The sequence below is a fragment of the Nisaea denitrificans DSM 18348 genome (assembly GCF_000426505.1).
In the GTDB taxonomy this organism is placed as follows: Bacteria; Pseudomonadota; Alphaproteobacteria; order Thalassobaculales; family Thalassobaculaceae; genus Nisaea; species Nisaea denitrificans.
Genome location: NZ_AUFM01000020.1, coordinates 22511 through 46665 on the forward strand (window position 1 = coordinate 22511; position 24155 = coordinate 46665).

Annotated in this window: 25 protein-coding genes; 20 read left to right on the top strand and 5 right to left on the bottom strand. The window is 61.3% G+C overall.

Annotated features, from left to right (window positions below):
- Positions 1–170: 170 nt before the first annotated feature.
- The 11 genes from K328_RS0115005 to K328_RS0115060 all read left to right on the top strand — a co-directional run bounded on the left by K328_RS0115005 (position 171) and on the right by K328_RS0115060 (position 10540).
- Positions 171–611 (top strand): MarR family winged helix-turn-helix transcriptional regulator, encoded by a 441-nt coding sequence (locus tag K328_RS0115005; protein ID WP_028466669.1) that lies wholly within the window; start codon positions 171–173, stop codon positions 609–611.
- Between the two features lie 58 nt (positions 612–669).
- Positions 670–1380 (top strand): TetR/AcrR family transcriptional regulator, encoded by a 711-nt coding sequence (locus K328_RS0115010; protein WP_028466670.1) that lies wholly within the window; start codon positions 670–672, stop codon positions 1378–1380.
- 252 nt (positions 1381–1632) lie between these two features.
- The gene (locus K328_RS0115020) at positions 1633–2421 is read left to right on the top strand and encodes an alpha/beta fold hydrolase (RefSeq protein ID WP_281169436.1); all 789 of its coding nucleotides are present in this window, start codon (positions 1633–1635) and stop codon (positions 2419–2421) included.
- Positions 2422–2462: 41 nt separating this feature from the next.
- Positions 2463–3497 (top strand): 2,5-dihydroxypyridine 5,6-dioxygenase NicX family protein, encoded by a 1035-nt coding sequence (locus tag K328_RS0115025; protein ID WP_028466672.1) that lies wholly within the window; start codon positions 2463–2465, stop codon positions 3495–3497.
- Positions 3498–3529: 32 nt separating this feature from the next.
- On the top strand, positions 3530–4180 hold the full coding sequence (locus tag K328_RS0115030; protein WP_028466673.1) for an isochorismatase family protein: 651 nt from the start codon (positions 3530–3532) through the stop codon (positions 4178–4180).
- 177 nt (positions 4181–4357) lie between these two features.
- Complete coding sequence (locus K328_RS0115035; protein ID WP_028466674.1) at positions 4358–5653, top strand: ABC transporter substrate-binding protein; 1296 nt, start codon at positions 4358–4360, stop codon at positions 5651–5653.
- A 119-nt stretch (positions 5654–5772) separates the two neighbouring features.
- Complete coding sequence (locus K328_RS0115040; RefSeq protein WP_028466675.1) at positions 5773–6654, top strand: branched-chain amino acid ABC transporter permease; 882 nt, start codon at positions 5773–5775, stop codon at positions 6652–6654.
- Positions 6654–7613 carry a branched-chain amino acid ABC transporter permease gene (locus K328_RS0115045; protein WP_028466676.1) on the top strand — a complete coding sequence of 320 codons (960 nt, stop codon included), beginning with the start codon at positions 6654–6656 and terminating at the stop codon, positions 7611–7613. Before K328_RS0115040 ends, K328_RS0115045 begins: the two co-directional genes overlap by 1 nt.
- The gene (locus tag K328_RS0115050) at positions 7601–8350 is read left to right on the top strand and encodes an ABC transporter ATP-binding protein (RefSeq protein WP_028466677.1); all 750 of its coding nucleotides are present in this window, start codon (positions 7601–7603) and stop codon (positions 8348–8350) included. The genes K328_RS0115045 and K328_RS0115050 overlap by 13 nt, the downstream gene beginning before the upstream one ends.
- Positions 8347–9054: an ABC transporter ATP-binding protein gene (locus K328_RS0115055; protein ID WP_028466678.1), complete on the top strand. Its 708-nt coding sequence runs from the start codon at positions 8347–8349 to the stop codon at positions 9052–9054. Before K328_RS0115050 ends, K328_RS0115055 begins: the two co-directional genes overlap by 4 nt.
- Positions 9055–9124: 70 nt before the next feature.
- Entirely contained in the window at positions 9125–10540 is a 1416-nt protein-coding gene (locus K328_RS0115060) for a hypothetical protein (RefSeq protein ID WP_051284957.1), read from the top strand.
- Between the two features lie 81 nt (positions 10541–10621).
- Here K328_RS0115060 and K328_RS0115065 read toward each other — a convergent pair whose 3' ends face one another.
- Positions 10622–11524 (bottom strand): LysR family transcriptional regulator, encoded by a 903-nt coding sequence (locus tag K328_RS0115065; RefSeq protein ID WP_028466680.1) that lies wholly within the window; start codon positions 11522–11524, stop codon positions 10622–10624.
- A gap of 17 nt (positions 11525–11541) precedes the next feature.
- Positions 11542–12390 (bottom strand): amidohydrolase family protein, encoded by an 849-nt coding sequence (locus K328_RS24260; protein WP_169721215.1) that lies wholly within the window; start codon positions 12388–12390, stop codon positions 11542–11544.
- Between the two features lie 193 nt (positions 12391–12583).
- Here K328_RS24260 and K328_RS0115075 point away from each other — a divergent pair, with 193 nt between their 5' ends.
- From K328_RS0115075 to K328_RS0115105, 7 genes are all read left to right on the top strand, one after another.
- Positions 12584–13615, top strand: coding sequence for a C4-dicarboxylate TRAP transporter substrate-binding protein (locus tag K328_RS0115075; RefSeq protein ID WP_028466681.1), 1032 nt, complete (start codon positions 12584–12586; stop codon positions 13613–13615).
- A gap of 86 nt (positions 13616–13701) precedes the next feature.
- Positions 13702–14238, top strand: coding sequence for a TRAP transporter small permease subunit (locus K328_RS0115080; RefSeq protein ID WP_028466682.1), 537 nt, complete (start codon positions 13702–13704; stop codon positions 14236–14238).
- A complete protein-coding gene (locus tag K328_RS0115085) occupies positions 14235–15545 on the top strand; it encodes a TRAP transporter large permease (RefSeq protein ID WP_028466683.1) in 1311 nt (436 codons plus the stop codon). The genes K328_RS0115080 and K328_RS0115085 overlap by 4 nt, the downstream gene beginning before the upstream one ends.
- Positions 15546–15591: 46 nt before the next feature.
- Positions 15592–16206, top strand: coding sequence for a glutathione S-transferase family protein (locus tag K328_RS0115090; RefSeq protein WP_028466684.1), 615 nt, complete (start codon positions 15592–15594; stop codon positions 16204–16206).
- Between the two features lie 18 nt (positions 16207–16224).
- Positions 16225–16758: a carboxymuconolactone decarboxylase family protein gene (locus K328_RS0115095; RefSeq protein WP_028466685.1), complete on the top strand. Its 534-nt coding sequence runs from the start codon at positions 16225–16227 to the stop codon at positions 16756–16758.
- Positions 16759–16776: 18 nt separating this feature from the next.
- Entirely contained in the window at positions 16777–17646 is an 870-nt protein-coding gene (locus K328_RS0115100) for an amidohydrolase family protein (RefSeq protein ID WP_028466686.1), read from the top strand.
- An 11-nt stretch (positions 17647–17657) separates the two neighbouring features.
- Complete coding sequence (locus K328_RS0115105; RefSeq protein WP_028466687.1) at positions 17658–18458, top strand: SDR family NAD(P)-dependent oxidoreductase; 801 nt, start codon at positions 17658–17660, stop codon at positions 18456–18458.
- Between the two features lie 22 nt (positions 18459–18480).
- Here K328_RS0115105 and cynS read toward each other — a convergent pair whose 3' ends face one another.
- From cynS to K328_RS0115120, 3 genes are read right to left on the bottom strand one after another with little or no spacing between them, the layout of a single operon-like run.
- Positions 18481–18930, bottom strand: coding sequence for a cyanase (cynS, locus tag K328_RS0115110; RefSeq protein ID WP_028466688.1), 450 nt, complete (start codon positions 18928–18930; stop codon positions 18481–18483).
- Positions 18931–18956: 26 nt separating this feature from the next.
- Complete coding sequence (locus K328_RS0115115) at positions 18957–20696, bottom strand: bifunctional protein-serine/threonine kinase/phosphatase (protein ID WP_245577564.1); 1740 nt, start codon at positions 20694–20696, stop codon at positions 18957–18959.
- A 60-nt stretch (positions 20697–20756) separates the two neighbouring features.
- The gene (locus K328_RS0115120) at positions 20757–21605 is read right to left on the bottom strand and encodes a formate/nitrite transporter family protein (protein WP_028466690.1); all 849 of its coding nucleotides are present in this window, start codon (positions 21603–21605) and stop codon (positions 20757–20759) included.
- Between the two features lie 533 nt (positions 21606–22138).
- On the opposite strand from K328_RS0115120, the gene K328_RS0115125 reads away from it, so the two are divergent.
- The gene (locus K328_RS0115125) at positions 22139–22714 is read left to right on the top strand and encodes an ANTAR domain-containing response regulator (RefSeq protein WP_036554591.1); all 576 of its coding nucleotides are present in this window, start codon (positions 22139–22141) and stop codon (positions 22712–22714) included.
- On the top strand, positions 22711–23877 hold the full coding sequence (locus tag K328_RS0115130; protein WP_028466692.1) for a CmpA/NrtA family ABC transporter substrate-binding protein: 1167 nt from the start codon (positions 22711–22713) through the stop codon (positions 23875–23877). Before K328_RS0115125 ends, K328_RS0115130 begins: the two co-directional genes overlap by 4 nt.
- Positions 23878–24155 lie beyond the last annotated feature (278 nt).

Genomic DNA, 24155 nt, shown 5'->3' on the forward strand with positions numbered 1-24155 from the left:
TCGTCAGTTTTGCCCATCAAATGACGCCTGCCCAATTAATATGCAGGCGAACGAGAGCGCTTGCCAGACGCACGGAAATATAGGAGGGCAGGGGATGCCGACTGTTCGAGCATTCACAGCGCTTGTGTCGTTTGGATTAGTGTAAGCGCTTCCATGGAGATCGAAGACTTATGACCGTTGATGTTGCGGATGTGCCCGGGCCATATCGCCTCGAAGATCAGGTTGGCTTCATGCTGCGCCTCGCTAATCAGCGCCATATGGCCATTTTCACGGAGAGGATGGGCGGGGAGCTGACGGCGGTGCAGTTTTCGACGCTGGTCCGGTTGTCCGAGGTCGATGGACCGATCTCGCAGAATGCGCTTGGCCGTCTCGTCGGGATGGATGCTGCAACCACAAAAGGGGTGTTGGCGCGCCTGATGGCGAGGGATCTGGTCAAGATGGAGAAGAGCCAGACCGACAAGCGGCGCTACATGCTTTCCACCACCCAGGCAGGGCGGGATTTGATCGCGAAACTGATGCCCCTTGCATGTCAGATTACCGAAGAAACGCTTGCACCGCTTACTGCGAAGGAACGTGCGAGCCTGCTTCGATTGCTCGCGAAGCTCTATTGAAATATTAAACAGAAACAGAATACTAAGTCATTTGTCGGTCGAGCGGGGCGCCGGGACCATGGACGGAATATCCACTAACCCAGGGAAGGCCAGTGCGGCGAACCCGGATGATGACGGCGAGCGGAGACGCAAGCCCGGACGCCCGAAAGACAATGGCGATTTGCGGGATGTCATCGCCGATCACGCGGAACAGGTTTTCGCCGAACACGGTTTCGCCGGCGCGCGGGTCCGCGACATTGCCGCGCGGGCCGGGGTGAATCAGGCCCTGATCAGCTACTATTTCGGGTCAAAGAGGAAATTGTTCGACGATGTGTTTCGCCGTCGGGGGCGTGTCCTCGCCGGGCACCGGCATGTCAATCTCGACGCCCTGCTGGATCGCGGCGAGCCATTGGCTGTGGAAGACATCATCCTGGCCTACCTGAAGCCTCAGTGGGACATGAAATACAGCGGGCCGGGCGGGGCTGCCTTCGTCCGTATGCAGGCCCGGCTGCATGCTGAGCCGGAAGAGGATGCCCTGCGTCTGCGCCGTGAGGTCTACGACGCCTCGCTGCACCGCTACATCACGGTGCTGACAAAGAATTTGCCGGACATTCCCGAGGACGTCATCTCCATGCGTATGGCGTTTCTGGTCGGAACTTACCTCTTTATGCTGAACGATCTCGGGCGGTTGCAGGACCTGACCAGCGGGCACATCACGGATATCGGAAAAGACCAGATGCTGAGCCATCTGGTGGCATTTTTGTCGGCTGGTTTGCGAGCCCCGGTTTAGCACCAAACGCGGTGTTTGTGCGCTGGCTCAAATTTTTATCTTGTTATTATACAAATGATTAAATTACGCTGAAATTCATCGTTGCAGCGGAAGTTGTCATGGTGAGGAGCGAACGGATCGGACAGAGTGTCCCGCGTTCGATCGTCACGATGAGAACTGAAGGTCCGGCTTTCTTGCCGGGGTGCGTGCGGATACCGGCCAGGCTGGGCCGCGTCACCTATTCTTCAGGCTCGTATTGAAGGGACCGGGATCTTGTACGGCTATAATCTCCATGCAAACGGCATCCTGCAGCACTTGCTTCACTACGAAGGCAACGGGCCGCAGATGCTGCTCATTCCGGGGATTACCTCGCCGGCGATCACCTGGGGGTTTGTTGCCGAACGTCTGTCGGAGCGGTTTGACGTTCACGTTCTGGATGTGCGCGGTCGCGGCCTGAGCGAGGCAGGCGATATGGATTACTCGCTCGATGCGATGGCGGCGGACGCTGTTGCCGTCGCCAAGGCCGCGGGACTTCGGAAACCCGTTGTCCTTGGGCATTCCATGGGTGCCCGGATTGCGATCCGGGCCGCGCGCGGCAATGAAGATGTGTTCGGTGGGCTCGTGCTTGTCGATCCGCCCGTTTCCGGTCCCGGCCGTCCGGCCTACCCGTCACCCTGGCCCTGGTATGAAGACTCCATCGTGATGTCGCAGAAGGGCTGCACGGGCGAGGACATGAAGGCATTTTGCCCGACCTGGACGGAGGATCAGCTCAAGCTCCGGGCGGAGTGGCTGCGAACCTGTCAGCTCGATGCCATTCGCATTGCCTATGACGGGTTTCAGACCGATGACATTCATGGCGATCTACCTCATCTCAAGCTGCCGATGCGGTTGGTCGTGGCTGGTGATGCGCCAGTCATCGGCGATGATGACGTGACGGAAATCAAGGAGCTGGCCTCGCATATGGAAATCCGCACCGTTGCAGGTGCGGGCCATATGATCCCGTGGGACAATATGGACGGCTTCCTCGACGCCGTAATGGACTTCAATACAGTACTGGCCTGAGCCGAGCAGACACGTAACTGGACCGAACCCGGAGCACATCGATGGATCAAGCAAGCTTTACGGAAATCTGCCTGCATCAGCTGAAGATGTCCGGCGTGCATGAGGGCGAGAAGCTGATCGTCCTGACCCAGGGAAGTGACCGGCTGGATTATGCGGATGCCTTCATGGCGGCGGGTCAGCGGCTGGGGGCGGTGATGTACCACATGCGTCTGCCGTCTCCGTTGCCGATTGGCGGCTGGAATGTCGGCATGACGGGGCTGGCGGGAATGCCGGAGGCCGTCGAGGCGCTGAAGAATTGCGACATGCTTATCGATTGCATCTTCCTGCTGTTCTCTCCGGAACAGATGGCGATCCAGGCGGCTGGCACCCGCGTCCTGACCGCGGTGGAGCCGCCGGAGCTTCTGGCCCGCATGCTACCGTCGAAGGAGCTGCGCGAAAAGGTCGAGATCGGCGCCGAGATCCTGTCCAAGGCCAAGGTGATGCGGATCACCTCGCCGCACGGCACCGATGTGACCTACAAGCTGAACACCTATCCGACCATTGCCGAATATGCCTGCACGGATGAGCCGGGCCGGTGGGATCATTGGCCGTCCGGTTTCGTCTTCACGGGCGCGGATGATGACGGCGTCGATGGACAGATCGTCGTGGCGCCGGGCGACATCCTGCTGCCGCAGAACATGTATGTGCGGGAAGAGGCCATCGTCTACACGATCGAAAAAGGCTGGGTCCAGGACATCCGGGGCGGTCTCGATGCGGAGCTGGTGATCTCCTACATGGAGGACTTCAATGACGAGCGCGGTAAGGGCATGAGTCATGTCGGCTGGGGTATGAACCCGAACGCCAAGTGGCATGGCATGACCCCGGGCGCGTTCCCGGGCGGCATGGGCATGGAGCCACGCAGCTTCTACGGCAACGTGATGTTCTCCACCGGGCCGAACAATGAGCTGGGCGGGCCGAACGACACGCCCTGTCACCTCGATATTCCGATGCGGAACTGCTCTCTGTTCCTGGACGACGTACCGATCGTGGTGGATGGGGATATTGTTGTCGACGAGATGAAGATGGACCGTGGCTGATCGGCCGGCTCTTCCGGGGAGGGCATGAATTTATGTCTCAGGAACAGGTATATCAGGCCGCCGGTTTCGGAAATTCCGTGCCGCGCGGCGTGCGCCCGGCGACCCTTGTTGTCGATTTCAGCTATGGCTTCACCGACGTGCGTTATCCGACGGCGTCGGACATGGCGGAAGAAGTCGCCCGGACCAAGCGGCTGGCGGACCTTGCGCGTGCGGGCGGTTTCCCGGTTGTCTTCACCACAATCGCCTATCAGCCGGGAGAGCTGGAACACACCGCCTGGCTGCGCAAGGCGCGTGGCATGACAGCGCTCCTGGAAGGATCACGGCTTGTCGAGATCGATACAGGCACGGGCATCCAGCCCGGTGATCCGCTGATCGTCAAGAAAGGCGCTTCCGCCTTCTTCGGCACCTCTCTCGCCGCATTGCTGACGGGGGCTGGTGTCGACACGCTTGTGGTTGCCGGGGCGACGACATCCGGATGCGTGCGGGCGACGGTGGTGGATGCTGTACAGTCGGGGTTCAACGTCCTTGTCGCGGCAGATTGCTGCGCGGACCGGGCCGCCGCGCCACATGAAGCGAACCTCTACGACATGGGCCAGAAATATGCCGATGTGACCGACGCCGAGGACATTGCCGGCTGGATCGAGGGATTGCTCCCTGTTCCGGGAGTTGTGCAAACGGGTTGAAGAACAAAGGAATTCCGGAAGCCGACGCTGCCGCCAAGGATGGGCGGAGAAGCGATGGTTTCCCAATAAAACATGCAGGGACTGAAGCGCCTTTGAACCAATAAAAATCCGGCACGGGCGGCCGGGAAAAACAAGATCTACCCCACGGGAATGGCTTAAATCGGGAGACTGGATAAGATGAATACTATCGGTACAAAGAAGAATTTGACTCTGCCGCGGCGCTCGCTGCTCAAGGGCATGGCTGCTGCTGGTACGGTGCTTGCTGCTCCGGGAATTATCGGTCGCGCGGTGGCGCAATCCGGCGACGTGATCAAGCTGGGTGCTCCGTTCCATCGGACTGGCATCGGCGCAGCCTATGGCCGCTGGTACGAGCGGACCGCGCTCGCGGCGGTGAAGCTGATCAACGAGCAGGGCGGTATCAACGGCCTGCCGGTTGAGTTGATCATAGAGGATGACGGCACCGATCCGAAGCGCGGTGTCGAAGCTGTTGAGAAATTCAGCGCTGAGCACAAGGTCGATGCGATCTTCGGCCACCTGTTCTCTCATGTCTCGGCTGCCAGCGCACCACGTGCAGGTGAGCTGAAAATGCCTTACTTCCTCTGCTCCGAAGCCCATTCGCTCGCGGCGGGTGCCTTCAACCGGTACGTTTTCCAGCCGTCGATCAGCGACGTGAAGAGCCAGGTCAGCTCGATGGCGCCATGGATCACGGATAATCTCGGCAAGAAAGTCACGATGATCTATCCGGACTATGCCTTCGGATACGATCACCGGGACAATCTGAGGGCGGCTGTCGAGGCACAGGGCGGTGAAATTGTCGGCGATATCGCAATCCCGCCGACCGAAACCTCCTACACCCGCTACCTGCCGCGGATTCCGCTCAACACGGAGGTGATCTACCACGTGCTGGTCGGCCCGGGCGTGCTCACCTTCGTCAAGGAGCTGGGCGAGCATCTCGGCTCCCAGCGTCCGGAAATCTTCGGCTTCATCGACTCCCTTGAAGCGGTGTCCTTCGATATCCCGCAGCTTGCTTACCTTGAAGGCACACACTTCTGGGAAGCCATGCCGCGCTATGCCCAGCCGAACCAGACGTCGTTCGACAAATTCTATCGCGAAAAGGTCGGCGTGGATGCCAATGGCGCGAGCGTCGACGATCCCAAAAGCGTCGCGACCTTCTCGCACATGTTCTCCGTTTGGGAGACGCTGTTTGCCATGAAGAAGGCGATGGAGATGGCCGACTACAAGGGGCCGAAGCAGAAGATCGCCATGCTGGAAGCGATGGAAAGCATCACCGGATTCGAGGAAAGCAACGAGTTCCCGCAGGGCCGGAAAATCTTCAATGGCAAGATGCACCAGTCCTTTGCCCAGCAGAACATCTCCAAGGTGGTCGACGGCAAACTGAAGGTGGTCCACACGGTATCGCCCGAAGACACGCTGTATCCGGACGAAGCCGACTACACGAAGATGTCCTTCTGATCCTTCACGATAACCGGCGGGCGCCGAGACGATCGGCGCCCGCCGTCCTTCACTGAAATTGATACCGTGGCGACGGCGGGTTTCCGCCATCCGCATGCGGCGAAGGCGCAAACAACTCAATGGATATTGTTCCTTATCTCTTGCTGGCGACGCTGGAAGGGCTCGTGCAGGCATCCGTGCTGATGCTGACGGCGCTCGGATTGTCGCTGGTCTTCGGCGTGATGCGCGTGGTGAACGTGTCCCACGGCGAGTTCTTCATGCTCGGCGCGGTCGCGGCCTGGGTCTGTGCGAACCTGATTCCGGGCCCGCCTTACGTTCCCTTTATCGCGGCCTTGCTGATTGCGCCCGTGTTTGTCGGCGCTCTGGCCTGGGCCGCCGACTGGGCCATCCTGAAGCGGATCAATTATAATCCCGAGGCCACCATCGTCTCGACGATCGGCCTGATGTACATCATCCAGCAGATGACGCTGATCACGTTCGGGCCGGATGCGCAGGCCGTGGATGCGCCGTTCTATTACACGGTGCGGTTCCCCTGGTTCGGTTATTCCGGCTACAAGTTTTTCATCATCGCCGTCGCTTTCGTCCTGGTCGGCGGGCTGCTTTACCTGCTGCGCCATTCGAAAGTCGGCCTGTTCATGCGGGCGACCCAGTTCGATAAGGAGACGGCGCAGAATTTCGGCATTCCAGTAACCAAGGTCTATTCCGGTGTGTTCGCGGTTGGTGCGATGCTGGCCGCCATCGGGGGTGTCCTGGTCGTGCCGAGCCAGCAGGCGCATTACCTGATGGGCCACGATCCGTTGCTGCTGTCCTTCGTCGTCGTCATCGTTGGCGGGCTCGGCTCGATCCCGGGGACGATTGCCGCCGCAATCCTGATCGGCATGTCCGACGGGCTGCTCTCCGTCTTCTTCTCGCCGACGCTCGCCAAGATCTTCTCGACGTTGCTGGTGGCGCTTGTGCTGGTGTTCAGACCGCAGGGTCTGTTCGGAAAGGCGGGCCGGTGATGTCTATCCATAACAAGAAACTCTTCCTGCTTTGTCTTGCGACATTGGCAGGTTTGTTCGTCCTGCAGTTCCTGCTGTCGGACTATCTGGTCCTGGCGTTCACGCGGATCCTGATCCTCGCGGTCTTCGCCATGGGGTACAACGTCCTGATGGGCTATACCGGCCTCGTCAGCCTCGGGCACGCGATGTTCTTCGGAGCGGGCGTCTACGGAGCGGGTCTATCGAGCTATTATCTAGGCGTTTCTCTTCCCGTTGCCTTCCTGGCGGGCATCCTTGCCGCCATCGTGCTGTCCTTCCTGATCGGTCTGCTTGCGCTCAGAACACAGACGGTTTCCTTCATGATCGTCACCCTGATGTTCAGTCAGGCGGCGTTTTTGCTGATCCTGTATTTCTCCGAATTCACCGGCGGTGATCAGGGCCTGACCCTGCCCACCTCCGCGCGGAGCTTCTCCCTGTTCGGGCTGGAGGTCGACATGACCTCCGATGTCGCGCGCTACAATCTGGCGCTTACCGTGTTCGGCGTGGTCCTGCTTGGGCTGTTCGCCTTCACGCAGGGGCCGGTCGGGCGTCTGCTCGTCGCCGTGCGGGAGAACGAGGACCGGACCCGCATGCTCGGCTTCGACACCTACGCGATCAAGCTCTTGGCCTTTACGGTCTCCGGCGGCATCTCGGGCGTGGCAGGAGCACTCTACGGGCTGATGTTCGGCTATATCGGCTCGGCTTTCGCGGAATTCAAAATCTCCATCGAGGCGCTGCTGTTCACGCTGGTCGGCGGGCCGGGAACCCTGCTCGGGCCGCTCGTCGGCACGGGACTGATGACCCTGCTTTTCGACCGCCTCAGCGGCGTGACGACAGCCTATCTGATCGTGATCGGCGCCCTGCTGATCGTGGTCACGCTGTGGTTCCCCACAGGCATTCTCGGAACCCTTCGCGACAGGTGGCTGCCATGGCTGAAGTAGTGTTGCTCAAGACCAAGGGCCTCACCCGGCATTTTGGCGGCCTGAAGGCGGTCGAGAATGTGGACTTCCAGATCAAGGAAGGGGAGATCCGCGCCATCATCGGGCCGAACGGGGCCGGCAAGTCGACCTTCGTCAACCTGCTTTCGGGCAGGATCAAGGCGACTTCGGGGAGTGTGGAGTTCGCCGGGGAGGATATCAGCCGTATGCCGGCGCACAAACGGGTGCGCAAGGGCATCGCCTATACCTTCCAGATCACGAATATCTATGGCTCGATGAGTGTGCTGGAGAATATCTGCGTCGCGGTTCACAACCGGCTGCGCCCCAGCCTGCTCAGCCGCAATCATGTCAGCGAGGTGGATATCGAGGCGGAAGCGGCCGAGGCGGCGAAAACAGTCGGGCTGGGAGATCGCCTGGAGGAGGTCGCCGGGACCCTGGCCTACGGGCACCAGCGTCTTCTCGAGGTCGCCATGGGGCTCGCGCTGCAGCCAAAACTGCTGATCCTCGACGAGCCGACGCAGGGGCTTTCGGACTCCGAGATCGCGAATTTCAAAGAGGTTGTCCGGGAAGTGAACAAGACGACCACAGTCCTTCTGATCGAACACAATATGGATGTGGTCATGACGCTGGCCGAGCAGATCACGGTGATGGAGCGCGGGACGGTTCTTGCCGAGGGAACACCGGACGCCATCATGAACAATGCTGCCGTTCAGGCCGCTTACCTGGGAGCGAGCGCATGAGTGTGATGCGGGTCGAGGGCTATAACGCCTTCTACGGACGCAGCCAGGCGCTGCGGGATTTCAGCATCGAGCTGCGCGGTGGCGAGGTTCTGTGTCTTCTCGGGCGCAATGGCGCCGGCAAGACGACTGCGCTGAAAGCAATCATGGGCACGGTAAAGCCCGCTTCCGGCGCGCTCTGGCTGGACGATGTGAACCTGTTTGGCAGGCCGGCGGAGGAAATCCCCAGAGCGGGCATTGGCTACGTGCCGCAGGGGCGGCGGCTGTTTTCGGAGCTGACGGTCTGGGAAAACCTGGAAATCGGCTTGCTCACGCGCGAGCAGGGGCGGGACGGCCTCGACTATGCGCTGGAGCTTTTCCCGGTCCTGAAGGAACGCATGAAACAGCGCTCCGGGACCCTGTCGGGTGGCGAGCAGACCATGCTCGCCATGGCGCGGGCCATGTGCATCACCCCGTCGGTGATCATGCTGGACGAGCCGACCGAGGGGCTTATGCCGTCTGCCATTGCGGGTATCCGCGACGCGGTGATGAAGCTCCGGGATTCAGGTGTTGCCGTGCTTCTGGTTGAGCAACGCGTTGATGCTGTGCTGCCGATCGCGGATCGCGTGGCCTTCATGGATCACGGAGAGATAAAGGCCGAGTTCCCGATTGACGAAGTGCGGGAAAATACGGCGCTGTTGCATCAGTATGTGGGGGTCGGTCATTAGGCGCGGAGGCGGTTGTCCTGTGGGCTGACCGTCTGAGCGCATGCATTGTAGCCGGAGCCGGGAGAATTACATGCCGTCTTGCCTGTCGCCGTTGGGACGGCGCGCTGTCCTGCTCCCGGCCGCTCTCATTGTCCTCCTGCTTGTTCCCGCCGTTGCCATTGCTCATGAGGCAGCTGGCGGCCTGATCCTGCTGCTTCCGAGGGATTTCTACACGATGGGGGCGACCCTCGCGGTCGCCGCGTCTTTCATTCTGCTTGCGGTCGTTCCCCAGAAACCATTCCACCGTATCGCGACCGCCACGCTCTCCCTTTTTCGCATGCCGGAGGGCGGTGGCCGCTCTCTGTCCCTTGCCTCGACGGCCCTGGTCCTGGTGCTGCTGATCGCCGGTCTGACCGGTGCGCACGATCCCTTGCGGAACCCGCTGCCACTTGTTCTCTGGAGCATCGGCTGGATCAGCATGACTCTGGCCTGTGCCTTTTTCGGCAACCTCTGGGCCGTGCTGAATCCCTGGACCGGCCTCGTCGATATCGTCCGGAGCCATTTCCCGCCGCGGATGACCTTGCCTGCCCGGCTCGGCTATCTGCTGGCGGTCTCGCAGTTTCTCATTTTCATCTGGGTCGACCTGATATCTCCGCACAGCATGGACCCGGACCGGCTCGTGCTGCATCTGTCCCTGTTCTGGGGGTTCAACTTCGCCGGCATGGTGCTGTTTGGAAAAGAAGACTGGTGTGCCCGCGCCGAGCCGCTTCACATCTATTTCCGTCTGGTGAGCACGATAGCGCCGGTGGGACCTGGCGTGGACGGGCGAGTGCGCCTTGGTTTCCCCGGCGTGCATGCGATTACCCTGCCGCCTTTGTCGCAAAGCGGCGTGGCCTTTGTGCTGCTGTCGCTGGCGGCGGGAACGTTCGACGGCTGGTCCACGACCTTCCGCTGGATGGGAATCCTCGGTTTCAACCCGCTGAACTATCCGGGCCGCTCCGCGGTGATGTGGCAGAACACGCTGGGTTTGCTGGCAGCGTGGGCGCTGGTCTGGTTTCTCTATCATGCCTGCGTCCGTATCGGTGCCCGCCTGGCCGGAGCGCGGGATGCGGAGCAGGAGCTGGTTGGACGTCTGGTCTATTCGATCCTGCCGATTTCCGTCGCCTATCACGGCTCCCATTTCCTGACCCGGCTTCTCGTCGACTACCAGTATGTCTATCAGGTGATCTCCGACCCCTTTGCGCTGGGCTGGGATCTGTTCGGGACCGCGCATTACCACACGACCACCTCATTCTTCAGCCGCCCGGACAGTGTTTTCGTCCTCTGGAACATCCAGACTGCGATCATCACCATCGGCCATGTCATTGGCATCTGCATGGCCCACACGATCGCGCTGGATCGTCTGGGTTCCGGCCGCAAGGCGGTGGTTAGCCAGACCCTCTTGGCACTCTTCATGGTTGGCTACACGGCGATGGGGCTTTGGTTACTGGGTGCGCCTCGCGTGTAGGGTGGGTCGGTTTGGGGGACGGCTTTTAATGCGGCCTATAAACCTCGCTGCCGGTAGCCGTCGCGACCGGACATAATCGCGTTACCAGACGTTCTGCCGGGAAAGCGCCTCAACCACTTGCTTCAACACCCGGTGCAGCTCGGAAAAGCTCCGGTTGCCGGCGCGGTCGGCCCGCATGATCAGGCAAAGCTGCCAGCTCAGTTCCGGATGGAGCGGACGGGAGGCCAGGATGCTCCGGCTGGCTTCATGGGTGACTGCGCTCTTCGAAAGCACGGTCGAACCCAAACCCGATGCAACCATGGCCTTGGTAATGGAGACACCATTCACCGCAGCCTCGATGTTCAGCTTGAGACTGTTCCGGGCGGCATATCTTTCCAGCAGGTCCCGAAGTCCGAACGCCGCGTCGGGAAGGATCAGGTCGCGGTCCTGCAGCCAGCTGCAGGGAATGCGATCCGGCAAATTGCTGTCGGCATGGGTGATGAAATGCATTTGCTCCGAGACCAGAGGCAGGATGAGCATTTCTTCCAAAGGTTCCGGGTCGTGTACGAGCCCCATATCGAGCTCCTTGCGCAGCACCGCTTCATAGGTCGCCGCTGAGTAGCTTTCCCGGACATGCAGCCGGATCGCCGGCAGTTTCTCGCTGCAAATCCGGAACAGCTCAGGCATCAGGGTCTCGCCCGCGGTCGGCGGCACACCGATCACCACCGAGCCGCTGGGCTCGCCGAGGAGGGAGCTGATCTCGTCCCGTGCATGCCCCATGGAGGTCAGGATCTCCCGGGCGTGCTGCAGGAAGCGCTGACCCGCCTCCGTCACCTCGATGCCGTTCTTCTGACGCAGGAACAGCCGGCCGCCGAGTTCCTCTTCAAGCGAGCTGACCTGACGGCTGATCGCCGACTGGGCAATGCGCAGTTTGCGCGCCGCCGCCGTGAAACCGCCTTCCTCGGCGACCGTGATGACGTATCTGAGGATCCTGTGATCGAACATTGCGATGCAGCTCCCGTCTAGTCAGCCCAGTCATAGAGGCGGCAGGGATTGTCCTGCAGGATGGCCCGGCGTGTGCCCATGTCTGGAAACCATGTCTCCATGGCGTGATAGAGGCCCGCCGTATCGATCTTCTGGAACGGCAGTGGTTCCGTGCCGCTATAGAGCCCGCCGCCATGCTTCGGGGTGTGGGGCCAGTCGCTGGCCCAGACCATGCGGTCCGGCGCCATGGCATGGACCTGCCGGGCGAGGTCCGCAACGCCCGGACCGTTTGGGCCGGTGGAAATCCGGTAGCTGCCCGACAGCTTGACCCAGGCGCCGCCGTCGACCAGCTGTTTCAGGCTTTCGATATGGGGGTCGGGCTGAAGCGGATCGACCAGTCCGAAATGGTCGAGCACAAGGGGCCGCTGCAGGCGGTCCTGCAGCGGGATGATCGCGGCCCATGTCTCCGGTGCGCAGAAAACCTGAATGTGCCAGGTGCTGCCGGCCAACGCGCGATCCATGGCTGGCAGGATTGTCTCGATCGATGGAGCGCCGGTGCGAACCGAATGCAGGTTCAGCCGCACACCTCGAATACCGCGCTCATGCATCGTCGCCAGTTCCGTGTCGCCGGTCGCTTCCGGATCGATCACGGCAACGCCTCGCGCTGTGTCTCCAAGCTCTTCAAGCGCATCGAGGGTGCAGCGATTGTCGGTGCCGTAGAGGCTCGGCTGCACAATCACCAGCCGGGCAATATCGGTTCCCCGGATCGCCTTCCTGTAATCCTCGATGGTGGCGGGCGGCACGGTGTAGCTGCGCCGTGGAGCGAAGGGATAGCGAGCGGCCTCACCGAAAAAATGCATGTGGCAGTCTATGGCGCGGATCGTCATGGCGGCACTCCGGGTGGCGGCGCGGGTAAAGCACTTCGAGGAGTATCGGAGATAAACCGTCTCGATATCCATCTCTTTTGGGCATGGAATGAATACAATTAATGCATTGGCGGGATAGGGGGATTCTCGTCAAGCTAAGGAATAATAAGGGCGAGGTCTGAATCCGACGCCTGATAAAAAAAGGGAGGTACTTATGAAATTCCGCAGTATGCGGCGTCACGCCGTTACGGGTCTGTTTGGTGCTGTTCTGGCTGGTGCCAGCCTGTTTTCAGGTATCGCGTCAGCCGACACCTACAAATGGATCACCTCGAAGCCGCAGGGCGCGAACGATGCCCAGGCGATCAGCACGCAATGGATGGTCGACGAGTTCGCGCGCCGCACCGGCGGCAAGCACGATATCCAGGTTTTCTGGGGCGGCAGCGTTGCGAAGACGCGCGAGATACCCGATGCGCTGTCCGCCGGTGCCGGTGATTTCGGCGATATCATCACGCCGTATTTCCAGGACAAGTTCCCGCTGAACAATGCGGTGGGTTTCTTCATTCCGCAGCCGAACTCGACCATCGAGGTCGCGCTGATGATGCAGAAATGGCACCGGATGTATCCGCAGTTCGATGCGGAAATGGCGAAATACAACCTGAAGGCCATCGGCTTCCGGCCGCTGGAAAGCTATGGCCTGCTGTGCCGCGAGCCGATCAACGGCCTCGCCGATCTGAAGGGCAAGCGCATCCGGACATACGGTTTTGCCTATCCGAAGATCGTTGAGGCGATGGGCGCGACACCTGTCTCGATCGCGTCCTCGGAAGCCTACGAAGCCTTGCAGCGGGGCATCCTCGATTGCTCGCCGATCGGCCCGGCCCTGGCACGTGGCTGGAAGCTGGACGAAGTCGCGAAATATTACGTCAAGTTCCCCTTCGGCGCCTCCTTCGGCCATCTGGTGACGATGAACCGGAAGTCCTATGACGGCATGCCGGATGACGTGAAAGCCATCGTTGACGGCCTCGGCCGGGAATATGCGATGCGCTATGCCGTGGATCTGGAGGTGCAGATTGCCGCGGTGCTGAAAGAGTGGAAGACATCCGGCGTCACGGTCATCGACTTCCCGATTTCGGAAGCGGCGGCCCTGGTCGAGGATGCCGGTGTGCAGGAGATCCGGAAGGGCTGGATCGAAAAGGCTAACGCAGCGGGTCTGCCGGCCGATGCGATCGCAGCCGAACTGAAGTTCTGATCTTCTCGGGATCGCGCACTGGCTGGCCCGCTGCGCGATCCCGGACTTATCCTGACATTCTTGATTTCCTGAGACGGGAGTATCCGATGAGCGCGTCACGTTCCGCGCCGGGGCCATTGAGCCGGGCTGAATCCTGGCTTGATCGCCTGATCGATTTGATGGCCGTTCTTTCCGGGGCGATCCTGTTCCTGATGATGTTTCTGGTCGTTGCAAACACACTGACCCGGAAGTTTCTCAACTGGCCGATCACCGGCGCGTTCGAGCTCACCGCATCCATGCTGACGTTGTCGATCTTTCTCGCCCTCGCCTACACGCAGAAGGCTGGCGCCCATATCAGCGTCGATGTGCTGAACCGGCATCTGACCGGCGGCGTGAAGCGGGCTCTCGATCTCTCTGCCCCGGTCCTCGGGTTCGTCTGTTTCGGCTGGGCGACCTATGCCTGCTGGCTGTTCGCCTATGAGTCCTATTCCATGTCAGAGCAGGAATGGGGGTCGATCACCTATCCGATCTGGCCGGTTAAAATGATCGTCTGTTTTGGCCTTGGTGCTCTGACACTGCGCTACCTGCTTGAGATCGGCATCGTCGCCATGGGCGAGCGCCAGGACGGGGAGACACCGCGATGAGTCTCGTTATCGGAACCATCGGCACCTTCGTGCTGATCGCGGCAATCCTGTCCGGCGCCAATGTCATGGTGGCACTGGCCCTGGTCGGCGGCATTGGTCTCGCGGTTGTCAGCGATTTCAATGTGGCGACAGCCCTGATGGGCAACGTCTTTTTCGATACCACACACAGCTTCAATTTCAGCGTTATCCCGATGTTCCTGCTGATGGGGTTCTTCGCCATGCGGGCGGGCCTCGGTCAGGATATGTTCGACGCTGCAACGAAGTGGCTCGGTCGGTTGCGGGGCGGTCTTGCGATCTCCACAACCATCGGTGCCGCTGCTTTCGGCGCCGCGGCTGGGTCGAGTGTTGGCTCGGCGACTGTCTTCACCAAGCTGGCCCTGCCGGAAATGCTGGCGCGCGGGTATGACAAGCGGCTCGCCGCCGCCTCGATTGCCATTTCCGGCACTCTCGCGGTGATGATCCCGCCGAGCGCACTTATGGTGGTGTTCGGCATCCTGACCGATACCAGTATCGGCGGCCTGCTGCTGGCAGGTGTCATTCCAGGCTTCCTCTTTGCCTTCATCCTCTGCTTCGCGACCTATCTCTGGGTGCGGATTTATCCCGAAGCGGCGCCACAGATGGTCGAGCGCTTCACCCTGCGTGAGAAAGTGGCCTCGCTGCGTCTTGTCGGCCCGCTGCTTCTGGTCATCATGGTGATCATCTTCGGTCTCTATCTCGGCTTCTTCACGCCGACCGAAGCGGGTGGTGTCGGCGCGCTGGTCACCATGATCCTGGCCGCGATCAGGCATCGCGGACTGCGGGGCATCGAGATCCGGCAGACCCTGCTCGACACGGTCAAGACCTCGGGCATGATCTTCGCCATCATCATTGCCGCGATCCTGTTCTCCAAGTTTCTGGCTCTCTCGGGCGTGACCCATGCGCTCGGCGGCTTCCTTACCGGGCTGGAGACCAATCGCTGGGTCATCGTCTTCTTCATCGTGCTGATCTATCTGGTGCTCGGCATGCTGATGGATGCACCGGGCCTGCTGGCGATCACGCTGCCGATCACCCATCCGGTGATGCTTGGCCTCGGCTTCGATGAAATCTGGGTCGGCGTCTTCGTGGTGCTGCTTTGCGAGCTGGGTGCCGTGACGCCGCCGGTCGGGATCAATTGCTTCGTTGTCCAGGCGGCGTCGGAAGGGCGGGTTGAGCTGGACGAGGTCTTTCGCGGGCTGACGCCGTTCTTCCTGGCGGGGCTGGTGATGCTCCTCCTGCTCTGCTTCTTCCCGGAGATCGCAACCTTCCTGCCGGACACGATGAAACAGTAGGCCGTCGCCATTCCAATGAAATGCGCGGCTGACCAACGGAACCGATATGCTGACACTTTATTCTTCGCTGACCTCTCCCTATGGCCGAAAAGTCCGGATCGTCATTGATGTTCTTGGGCTTGCCGACCAGATCGCCGTCCAGCACGCCAACACGCTCGATCCGGAGGACAGGCTCAGGCAGGTCAACCCGCTGGGAAAGATCCCTGCCCTGATCCTCGAAGACGGCTCGGCGCTCTATGACAGCCGGGTGATCGTGGATTTCCTTGAGACCCGTTATGGCGACGGGGCGATCCTGCCCCGGGAGCCTGACCGGCGTTTCCGGCAGCTCACCCTTGCCGCGCTCGCCGAAGGGATCAACGATGCGCTGCTGATGGTCACCTATGAGGGCCGTTTTCGCGAGCCGGAGCAGATCAGTCAGGTCTGGCTCGATCACCAGTATGGCAAGATCCGGCGCGGCCTGACGGAAGTCAGCTGCAATCTCGACGAGTACCGCGCGCCCGGCATTGCCGCGATCACGCTTGCCTGCGCGCTTGGTTACGCGGACTGGCGCCAGCAGCTCGACTGGCGGGCCGAGTTTCCGCCGCTTGCCGCATGGCTCGAAGAGTTTGGGCAGCAGGTGCCCGCATGGGAACGAAGTGCGGCGCCGAAGCCCGTTACCTGAACCAATAAGGAAATGATGATGCCCCGCATACCTGAGCTTGATCCCGGCAGCCTGACGGCGGAGCAGAAGCGCGTCTACGACGAGATCGCGTCCGGGCCCCGCGGCGGCGTGCGCGGGCCGCTTGCGGTCTGGTTGCGCCGGCCGGGGCTGGCCGACAGGGCCCAGGCGCTCGGCCGGTACTGCCGCTATGACAGCTCCCTGTCGCCACGGCTTTCCGAGCTTGCGATCCTGACAACGGCACGGATCTGGGACGCTTCCTACGAGTGGGCGGCGCATGAGCCGCATGCGGAGAAGGCCGGCCTGCCGCGCCCGGTGATCGATGCGCTGAAAGAAGATCGGGAACCCGAATTCGAGGCAGAGGACGAGGCGGTCGTCTACGAGGTGGCGCGCAAGCTCAATCTGGACCGTCGCTTGTCGGACGAACTCCACGAGCGGGCGGTGGCCGTCCTCGGGCTTGAGGGGCTGATCGATCTCGTTGGGGTGCTTGGCTATTACAGCCTGATCTCGATGACGCTCAATGCCTTTGAAATCGAGGCCCCGGCCAAGTCCTGAAAAGAAGACGAGATAACAATGGACCAGAAATCCAGCTTTCATCCGAACCCGTCAAAACCGGCTCTGGCCTTGCCGCCCGGTTCCACGGACTGCCACTGCCATGTCTTCGGGCCGGTTTCCGCATTTCCCTATGCCGAGGACCGGACCTATACGCCGGAGGGTGAAGCGCCGAAGGAAAAGCTGTTCGCCATGCATGATGCCATGGGGCTCCAGCGTTGCGTCATTGTGCAGGCGGGCTGCCACGGCTTTGACAATTCCGTGGTCGCCGATGCCATCGCCGCGCGGCCGGGGCGCTATCTCGGCATTGCCCTAGCGCCAACCGATACATCGCTCGACGCGTTGCGGGTTCTGAAGCTTCAGGGCTTCCGGGGCGTGCGATTCAACTTCATGCGGCATCTCGGCAAAGGGGCATCCTTGTCCGATGTGATCGGCATGACGGACCGGCTGGCCGAAATCGGCTGGCACCTGCAGGTCCATATGGAGAAAGAACTTCTGGCGGAGATGGTGCCGGATCTGAAGCGCTCCCGGGTGCCGGTGGTGATCGATCACATGGCCCGGGTGGATGCGAGCCTTGGTCTCGACCAGCCTGCCTTCACCGCACTACGGCAGTTGCTCGACGATGAAAAATTCTGGGTCAAGGTCAGCGGCTCCGAGCGGGCGTCGCGGCAGGGCCCGCCTTACAGCGACGGCATGCCGTTTGCGCGGACACTTGTTGCCGAGCATGGCGACCGTGTCCTGTGGGGGACGGACTGGCCGCATCCCAATCTTGCCGGACCTGTTCCGGATGATGGCCAGTTGGTCGATCTGATCTGCGAGATCGCGCCGGACGCGGCTGCCCGACAGGCACTGATGGTGGACAATCCGGCCCGCCTCTACGGTTTTGAATAGGGGGAGCGAGTATGAGCGGACGTCTTGAGGGAAAAGTTGCCATTGTCACGGGCGCGGGCTGTGTCGGTCCCGGTTGGGGCAACGGACGTGCGATCTCGGTACGCTTTGTCGAGGAAGGCGCGAAACTTTTCGCGGTCGACCTTAGCGAGGAAGCACTGGCGGAAACCGTCGAGCGGGTCCGGGAGGCCGGTGGGGAGATCGAAACCCGGCTGACGGATGTGACCGATACCAATGCAGTCCGCGCCATGGTCGATGCCTGCATCGCCCGTTTCGGCCGGGTCGATATTCTGGTGAACAATGTCGGTGGGTCCGCCGCCGGTGGACCGGTCGAGCTCAGCGAGGATGCCTGGGACAGCCAGATAGACCGGAACCTGAAAAGCGTCTTTCTGACCTGCAAGCACGTGCTGCCGCACATGGATGCGCAGGGATCTGGCGCGATCGTCAATCTCGCTTCGACCTCGGGCCAGCGCTGGACGGGTGCTGCCCAGGTGGCCTATGCCGCAACCAAAGCAGGCGTGATCCAGCTTTCCAAAGTGGTGGCCGTGCAATATGCGCCGAAGGGTATCCGGGTAAACACCGTTGTGCCGGGCCAACTTCACACGCCGATGGTGGAAGCGCGGCTTGCCGGGCAACGGTCCGGCGGCGATGTCGATGCCCTGCTGCAAAGCCGGGTGAAACGCATCCCGCTCGGCTTCATGGGAGACGGTCGCGATACAGCCAATGCGGCGGTCTACCTCGCCTCCGACGAGGCGCGCTTTGTCACCGGAACGGAGATCATCGTCGATGGCGGCATGACGGCGCGGTGCGATTGACGCTCGGAGGCGCGCTCTGCGCCTACCAGGAATTATAGCCGAGATATTTCCCTGACATCTCGATCTTCACCCGGTCGCCCTTCAGATTTTCGACGCGGGTGATCGACATGTCGAAATCGATGGCGGACATGATGCCGTCGCCGAATTTCTCGTGGATCAGCGCCTTGATGGTCGGGCCGTAGACGCCGACGATCTCATACAGGCGGTAGATGCAGGGATCGGTCGGGATCGCCTGTTCCCAGATCTTGGTCGGGCTTTCCTCGAGCAGGAGGCCGGCTTCCTGCGGCAGGCTGAGGGTGCGGACCAGGGCTTCGGCCTTTTCCTTCGGCATCGCGTTCATGCCCATGCAGGCTGAATGGGTCCAGACCGGGCTCATATCGATCTTTCCGGCAATCTCTTCCCAGGTCATGCCGGTCTGCCGCTTGGCGGACAGGATCAGGGCGGTGACGTCTTCCTTGCTCTGCAGAATCATCGTTCTTCCTCTTCATTGTTCGGGTTTCAGAGTGCTCCGGCGTTCTGGACGAGGAGCAGGACAACGAGAACGGCCAGGATCAGCGAGACGATTTTCCAGAACCGGACCGGATCGCGCTCGGCGAACGGGCGCCGTTTCCGGGCACGCCAGCCGGTGCCCGGCTGCCGCAGTTCCAGGTCGAACTCTGAAAGGGCCTGCTGGCGCTGTTCCGGATGCGGATGCACGGCGCGGCGCAGGGCGTCGTCCATCCAGTCCGGCACGTTGTTTTTCTCGTCACAGGCGCTGCGGTAGGCGAGACGGCCGAGATCGCGGCGGCTGCGCACCTTGGAGACGGCGGTTCCGTAGGGCAGGCGGCCGGTCAGCATTTCGTAGGTGATGACACCAAGGGAGAACAGATCCGCACTCCATGTCACCGGATCGCCGTTGAAATATTCGGGCGCGGCATATTGCAGGGTCCCGAGAATGTCGCGCTGCTCCGGTTCGGCCTCGTCGACTCCGGCAATGTAGGTCGAGCCGAGATCGATGATCTTTACCGTGCCGTCTCCGTCGATCATGACGTTCTCGGGGCGGAGGTCCTGATGCAGCATCTCCTGGCGGTGGAAGGCGCGCAGACCTTGTGTGATCTGCCGGACGATGTCCCGGACCAGGTCGAGATCCGGGTTCGGATTGTCGGCCATCCATTGCCTTAGGGTACGGCCCTCGACGAACTCGGAGACCGTATAGAGCGCACTCTTCTCTTCCGGCGCGGGGACGGCGGCCACGATGTGCGGGTTGGCGAGCCGCCGGGCGACCCATTCCTCCATCAGGAAGCGGCGCAGATAGGCCGGATCCTCGCGCATGTCCATGGACGGGATTTTCAGGGCGACGCGGGAGCCGTCCGGCGCTGCGGCGAGGAAGATGTGGCTGCGATGGCTCGCATGAATGGAGCGCAGGATCTTGTAGCCGTCGATCTCGGCGCCGGTTTCAGGCAGGGGCGGCGGGATCAGGTGTCCGCCTTCAACGGATGGAACGTCCAGCGCGTTTTCGGGCAGTCCGTCGATACGCACGATCTGGATCGTCAGATTGTCCGGACTGCCAAGGGCGGTGGCCTCCTCCGCGATGGCTTGGGCGGCGGCATCGAGATCCGGTGCGCCACGCAGGGCGGCGGCGATGGCACGTGCCGGGACATGGTCGTGGATACCGTCGGTGGTCAGCAGGAATGTGTCGCCGATTTCGAGATCGACCGTGTGGTAGTCAATCTCGAGATCGGCGGCGGCGCCCATGGCCCGGCTGAGGCAGGTTTCGCCCGTGGATAGCGTGAGGTGGTGCTCGCGGGTCAGTGGCTCCAGACTCTCTCCGCTGAGGCGGCTGATCCGGCTGTCGCCGACATGAAACAGATGTGCCGTCCGGTGTTTCAGGATCATGGCGGAGAGTGTGCAGACCCAGCCGAGATCAATGCTCTCGAGATGGGCTCGCCGGCTCTGGGCATGCAGCCAGGAATTGGTCGCGGTCATCACGCGGCTGGCGGCTGTTTTGGCCGTCCAGCTATCGGTGGTGCAGTAATAGTCGGTCAGCAGGGCCTTGACGCAGGTCTCGGCAGCTTCCCGGCTGACCGAGCTGGTGCTGATGCCGTCGGCTACGGCCAGAACGATGCCTTTCAGGCGCAGGCTCCTGCCTTCGGGCAGCATGGCGCCATGGAAATCCTGGTTTACGCGTTTGCGGCCTGCGGCCGAATAACTTCCGACGCTGACCGTGAGGCCCGGTGTCGGGCTCATGTCGTTGGGCATTATGAGTTTCCGGTTGTCGAAGAGCCCGGCCATCCGGCCGGGCTCCCGCGCGATTGTGGATTACTCAGCCGGAACGCTGGCGGATTTGGTCGAGGTGCCCGCCGGGGTCCGCTTCGGTGAGGTCTTGTAGTGGGTGGCGTAGATCGTGGCGCCGACGAAGGTCAGGCCGCCGACCAGATTGCCGATCACAGTCGGGATTTCGTTCCAGATCAGGTAGTCCATCACGGTGAAGTCACCACCGAGCAGCAGTCCGGACGGGAACAGGAACATGTTCACGATGGAATGCTCGAAGCCGAGATAGAAGAAGATCAGGATCGGCATCCACATGGCGATGACCTTGCCGGAGACGGAAGTCGACAGCATTGCCGCGACCACACCGGTCGAGACCATCCAGTTGCACATCACGGCCCGGACGAAGAGCGTCAGCATGCCGGCGAAGCCGTGCTCGGCGTAACCGACGGTCCGTGATTCACCGATCACGCCGATCTTCTGGCCGACCGCATTTGGCGCTTCGGAAAATCCGGTGGTGAAGATGATGGCCATGAACACGGCGACAGTGAAAGCGCCGGCGAAATTACCGACGAAGACGAGGCCCCAGTTCCGAAGCACGCCGTTCACGGTCACGCCGGGCCGCTTGTCGAGCAGGGCGAGCGGGCAGAGCGTGAACACGCCCGTCAGCAGATCGAAGCCGAGCAGGTAGAGCGTGCAGAAGCCGACCGGGAAGAGCAGGGCGCCGATCAGAAACTGACCGGTATTCACGGCGACGGTGACGGCGAAAGCCGCGGCGAGTGCGAGGATGGCGCCCGCCATGTAGGCGCGGATCAGGGTATCCTTCGTGGACATGAAGACTTTCGACTCACCTGCGTCGATCATCTTTGCCGCGAACTCAGAAGGATTTACGTAAGCCATTTCTGGGTCCTTTCATCGGGAAGAAAGCCAGAGGCCGAGCGGTGTACATGAGCGATGAAGGAAGATTGGTCCGGCATCTTGTCTCCGCTCTGACCTGGAAGACGCCGGAACTCCGGCGTCGCACGGTATTCGGTCTGGGAATGCGGAGATGAATGAACGCCGCACACCCACGCCTCGCCCGGAAATCGGGAGAGTCGAAGTTGCAGCGTCATTGCTGCTGGCCTCCTGGGAGGCCGCTTGACAGAAATACCGCGTCGTTGCGGCGGAGACTTGGCCCTCATGTGAATGAGAACCAGTCATGCTTACAGGGTAGGGAGAAGATTTTTTATTTTGCAAGTGCGAAATATTTGATCGCCCGGAAAGTTCTCTTTCGGCGACATGACTGATATCGGCTTTTTGTCAGGAAAAGCGCGGTTGTGAGCCTGTTTCATCTTTCAAGTGGAAAAGAATGCCTTCAGCGCCGTGGGCGTGGTGATGGCGTGTTTTTTGCATTGCGATATGGCGATTCACCGCTGCTGGATACCTGTTATTCCATGAAGATCGTTGTCATTGATCTGCAGAACGAGCGTGCCGGCCTGATCAAGGAGGCACTTGCAGAGGCCGGGTTTCCGGATGTTGTGGTCGTCGCCGAGACGGACCGGCTGCTGGAACGGCTGGGCGAGCTTGATCCCGACGCCGTGCTGATCGACCTCGAGGCACCGAGCCGCGACATGCTGGAGCAGATGTTCGAGGTCTCGCGCCAGGTCAAGCGACCCGTCGCCATGTTCGTCGACGATACCGGCGAGAGTTCGATTGCGGCAGCGGTCGAGGCTGGTGTCGGTGCCTATGTCGTGAACGGTCTCGCCAAGGCGCGGATCAAGCCGGTCATGGACCTGGCGATCAGCCGCTACAACGCTTTCACCCGCCTGCAGACCGAGCTCGACACGGCCAAGGCCGCGCTTGCCGAGCGCAAGCTGATCGACCGGGCAAAGGGCATCCTGATGAAGATGCGGGGGATTGAGGAGGAGGAGGCCTACAAGCTCCTGCGCAACACCGCGATGAATCAGAATAGGCGGATCGTCGAGATTGCCGAGGGTATTGTGACTACTGCGGAGCTCTTTCACCAATGACCGAGATCCGGATTGGTTTTATCCCGTTGGTCGACGTAGCGCCGCTGGTCGCCCTGAAGGAAATCGGCTTCGCCCGCGAGGAAGGCATTGAGGTCTCGCTTCACCGCGAGATTTCCTGGTCCAATATCCGCGACAAGCTTGCGGTTGGGCTCTATGACGGCTCCCACCTGCTGGCACCGATGGCGCTGGCGACGAATCTCGGATTGGCGGGACCGCCAGCCGATCTGATCGTGCCCTATGTTCTGAATCTCAACGGCGATGTTCTCTGCGCCACCTCCGCTTTTCTTGAGGCGGTGGGGCTGCCTCCGGATGCCGGGGCGAAGGATGTTGCGGCCCGGATTCGGGCGGGGGCCCTGGGGCGGCCAGTGACATTCGGGGTGCCGTTTTTCTTTTCGACCCATCACTTTTTGCTGCGCTACTGGCTTGCTTCCGAAGGTATAGACCCGGCTCGCGATGTCCGGATCGAGGTTGTTCCGCCGCCGCTGATGCCGGAGGCGATTGGCAACGGGGTCATTGACGGGATGATGGTCGGGGAGCCCTGGGGCTCAGTCGCGGTGGACCGGGGCGAGGCCTCGATTTTCCTGTCCGCGACCGAGATCTGGGCCGGAGCGCCGGAGAAGGTTTTCGGGATGCGCCGAAGCTGGGCGGAGGCGAATGCGGGTGCTGTGCAGGGCCTGCTGCGTGCGCTTTACCGGGCGTCCGCCTGGGTGCAGGACCCGAGCAATCGGGTGACACTCTCCGAGCTGCTGGCGAGAGAGGCCTATCTTGATCTCTCGGCGGAGGTGATTGAGCGGGCGCTGTCGGGTGATCTGACCAGAACGCCGCAGGGGCTGCAGGGAAAAATAGACCGTTTCGTGGTTTTCCAGGACGGGGCGTCGAGTTTCCCCTGGCTCTCCCAGGCGCTCTGGCTGCTGACGCAGATGGAGCGTTGGGGCTTTGTCTCGGCAACGCCGGAGCTGCAGCGCGTGGTCCGCAATACCATGGCGCCGAACCTCTATCGCGAAGCCCTGACGCCACTCGGCATTGCGATCCCGAGTGCCAATTCGAAAGTCGAGGGCGCGTTGCATGAATCAACGCCGGCGGCATCCGCTCTTGGTCGCCTGTTTCTTGGCCCGGATGCCTTCTGCGACGGGGGTGTTTTCGACCCGGCGCCGAGTGAGTGAGCGCGACTAAATTGAGCAGGTGAATAAAAAATAGGCAAAAAACCTATTTGGTCAATTTTTCATCTTTTCGCTCTTGTGCAACTCTGAAATTGGTTTATGCTGCATTGCGAGATACGGACAGGCCCAAAGGCGGGCCGTCTGCACATAAAGCCCCGATGACGGGGCGGTAGCCGGGCAAAGCCGCTCGATCCAGAGTACCGCGTTTCGCGGACTTCGGGGTCGGCGGCTTTTTTTATGCCCTCGGACAACATCCGGCCAGCGGACAGGAAAAGTGTCAC

What these genes read in the sequence shown, in the direction of transcription:
- K328_RS0115045 (WP_028466676.1), top strand. Translation starts at nt 6,654, where the DNA reads ATGTCTATCCATAACAAGAAACTCTTCCTGCTTTGTCTTGCGACATTG.
- K328_RS0115130 (WP_028466692.1), top strand. Translation starts at nt 22,711, where the DNA reads ATGACCGAGATCCGGATTGGTTTTATCCCGTTGGTCGACGTAGCGCCG.
- K328_RS0115120 (WP_028466690.1), bottom strand. Translation starts at nt 21,605, where the DNA reads ATGGCTTACGTAAATCCTTCTGAGTTCGCGGCAAAGATGATCGACGCA.
- K328_RS0115105 (WP_028466687.1), top strand. Translation starts at nt 17,658, where the DNA reads ATGAGCGGACGTCTTGAGGGAAAAGTTGCCATTGTCACGGGCGCGGGC.
- K328_RS0115060 (WP_051284957.1), top strand. Translation starts at nt 9,125, where the DNA reads ATGCCGTCTTGCCTGTCGCCGTTGGGACGGCGCGCTGTCCTGCTCCCG.
- cynS (WP_028466688.1), bottom strand. Translation starts at nt 18,930, where the DNA reads ATGATTCTGCAGAGCAAGGAAGACGTCACCGCCCTGATCCTGTCCGCC.
- K328_RS24260 (WP_169721215.1), bottom strand. Translation starts at nt 12,390, where the DNA reads ATGACGATCCGCGCCATAGACTGCCACATGCATTTTTTCGGTGAGGCC.
- K328_RS0115005 (WP_028466669.1), top strand. Translation starts at nt 171, where the DNA reads ATGACCGTTGATGTTGCGGATGTGCCCGGGCCATATCGCCTCGAAGAT.
- K328_RS0115050 (WP_028466677.1), top strand. Translation starts at nt 7,601, where the DNA reads ATGGCTGAAGTAGTGTTGCTCAAGACCAAGGGCCTCACCCGGCATTTT.
- K328_RS0115125 (WP_036554591.1), top strand. Translation starts at nt 22,139, where the DNA reads ATGAAGATCGTTGTCATTGATCTGCAGAACGAGCGTGCCGGCCTGATC.
- K328_RS0115035 (WP_028466674.1), top strand. Translation starts at nt 4,358, where the DNA reads ATGAATACTATCGGTACAAAGAAGAATTTGACTCTGCCGCGGCGCTCG.
- K328_RS0115025 (WP_028466672.1), top strand. Translation starts at nt 2,463, where the DNA reads ATGGATCAAGCAAGCTTTACGGAAATCTGCCTGCATCAGCTGAAGATG.
- K328_RS0115065 (WP_028466680.1), bottom strand. Translation starts at nt 11,524, where the DNA reads ATGTTCGATCACAGGATCCTCAGATACGTCATCACGGTCGCCGAGGAA.
- K328_RS0115100 (WP_028466686.1), top strand. Translation starts at nt 16,777, where the DNA reads ATGGACCAGAAATCCAGCTTTCATCCGAACCCGTCAAAACCGGCTCTG.
- K328_RS0115115 (WP_245577564.1), bottom strand. Translation starts at nt 20,696, where the DNA reads ATGCCCAACGACATGAGCCCGACACCGGGCCTCACGGTCAGCGTCGGA.
- K328_RS0115085 (WP_028466683.1), top strand. Translation starts at nt 14,235, where the DNA reads ATGAGTCTCGTTATCGGAACCATCGGCACCTTCGTGCTGATCGCGGCA.
- K328_RS0115040 (WP_028466675.1), top strand. Translation starts at nt 5,773, where the DNA reads ATGGATATTGTTCCTTATCTCTTGCTGGCGACGCTGGAAGGGCTCGTG.
- K328_RS0115010 (WP_028466670.1), top strand. Translation starts at nt 670, where the DNA reads ATGGACGGAATATCCACTAACCCAGGGAAGGCCAGTGCGGCGAACCCG.
- K328_RS0115080 (WP_028466682.1), top strand. Translation starts at nt 13,702, where the DNA reads ATGAGCGCGTCACGTTCCGCGCCGGGGCCATTGAGCCGGGCTGAATCC.
- K328_RS0115095 (WP_028466685.1), top strand. Translation starts at nt 16,225, where the DNA reads ATGCCCCGCATACCTGAGCTTGATCCCGGCAGCCTGACGGCGGAGCAG.
- K328_RS0115030 (WP_028466673.1), top strand. Translation starts at nt 3,530, where the DNA reads ATGTCTCAGGAACAGGTATATCAGGCCGCCGGTTTCGGAAATTCCGTG.
- K328_RS0115055 (WP_028466678.1), top strand. Translation starts at nt 8,347, where the DNA reads ATGAGTGTGATGCGGGTCGAGGGCTATAACGCCTTCTACGGACGCAGC.
- K328_RS0115090 (WP_028466684.1), top strand. Translation starts at nt 15,592, where the DNA reads ATGCTGACACTTTATTCTTCGCTGACCTCTCCCTATGGCCGAAAAGTC.
- K328_RS0115075 (WP_028466681.1), top strand. Translation starts at nt 12,584, where the DNA reads ATGAAATTCCGCAGTATGCGGCGTCACGCCGTTACGGGTCTGTTTGGT.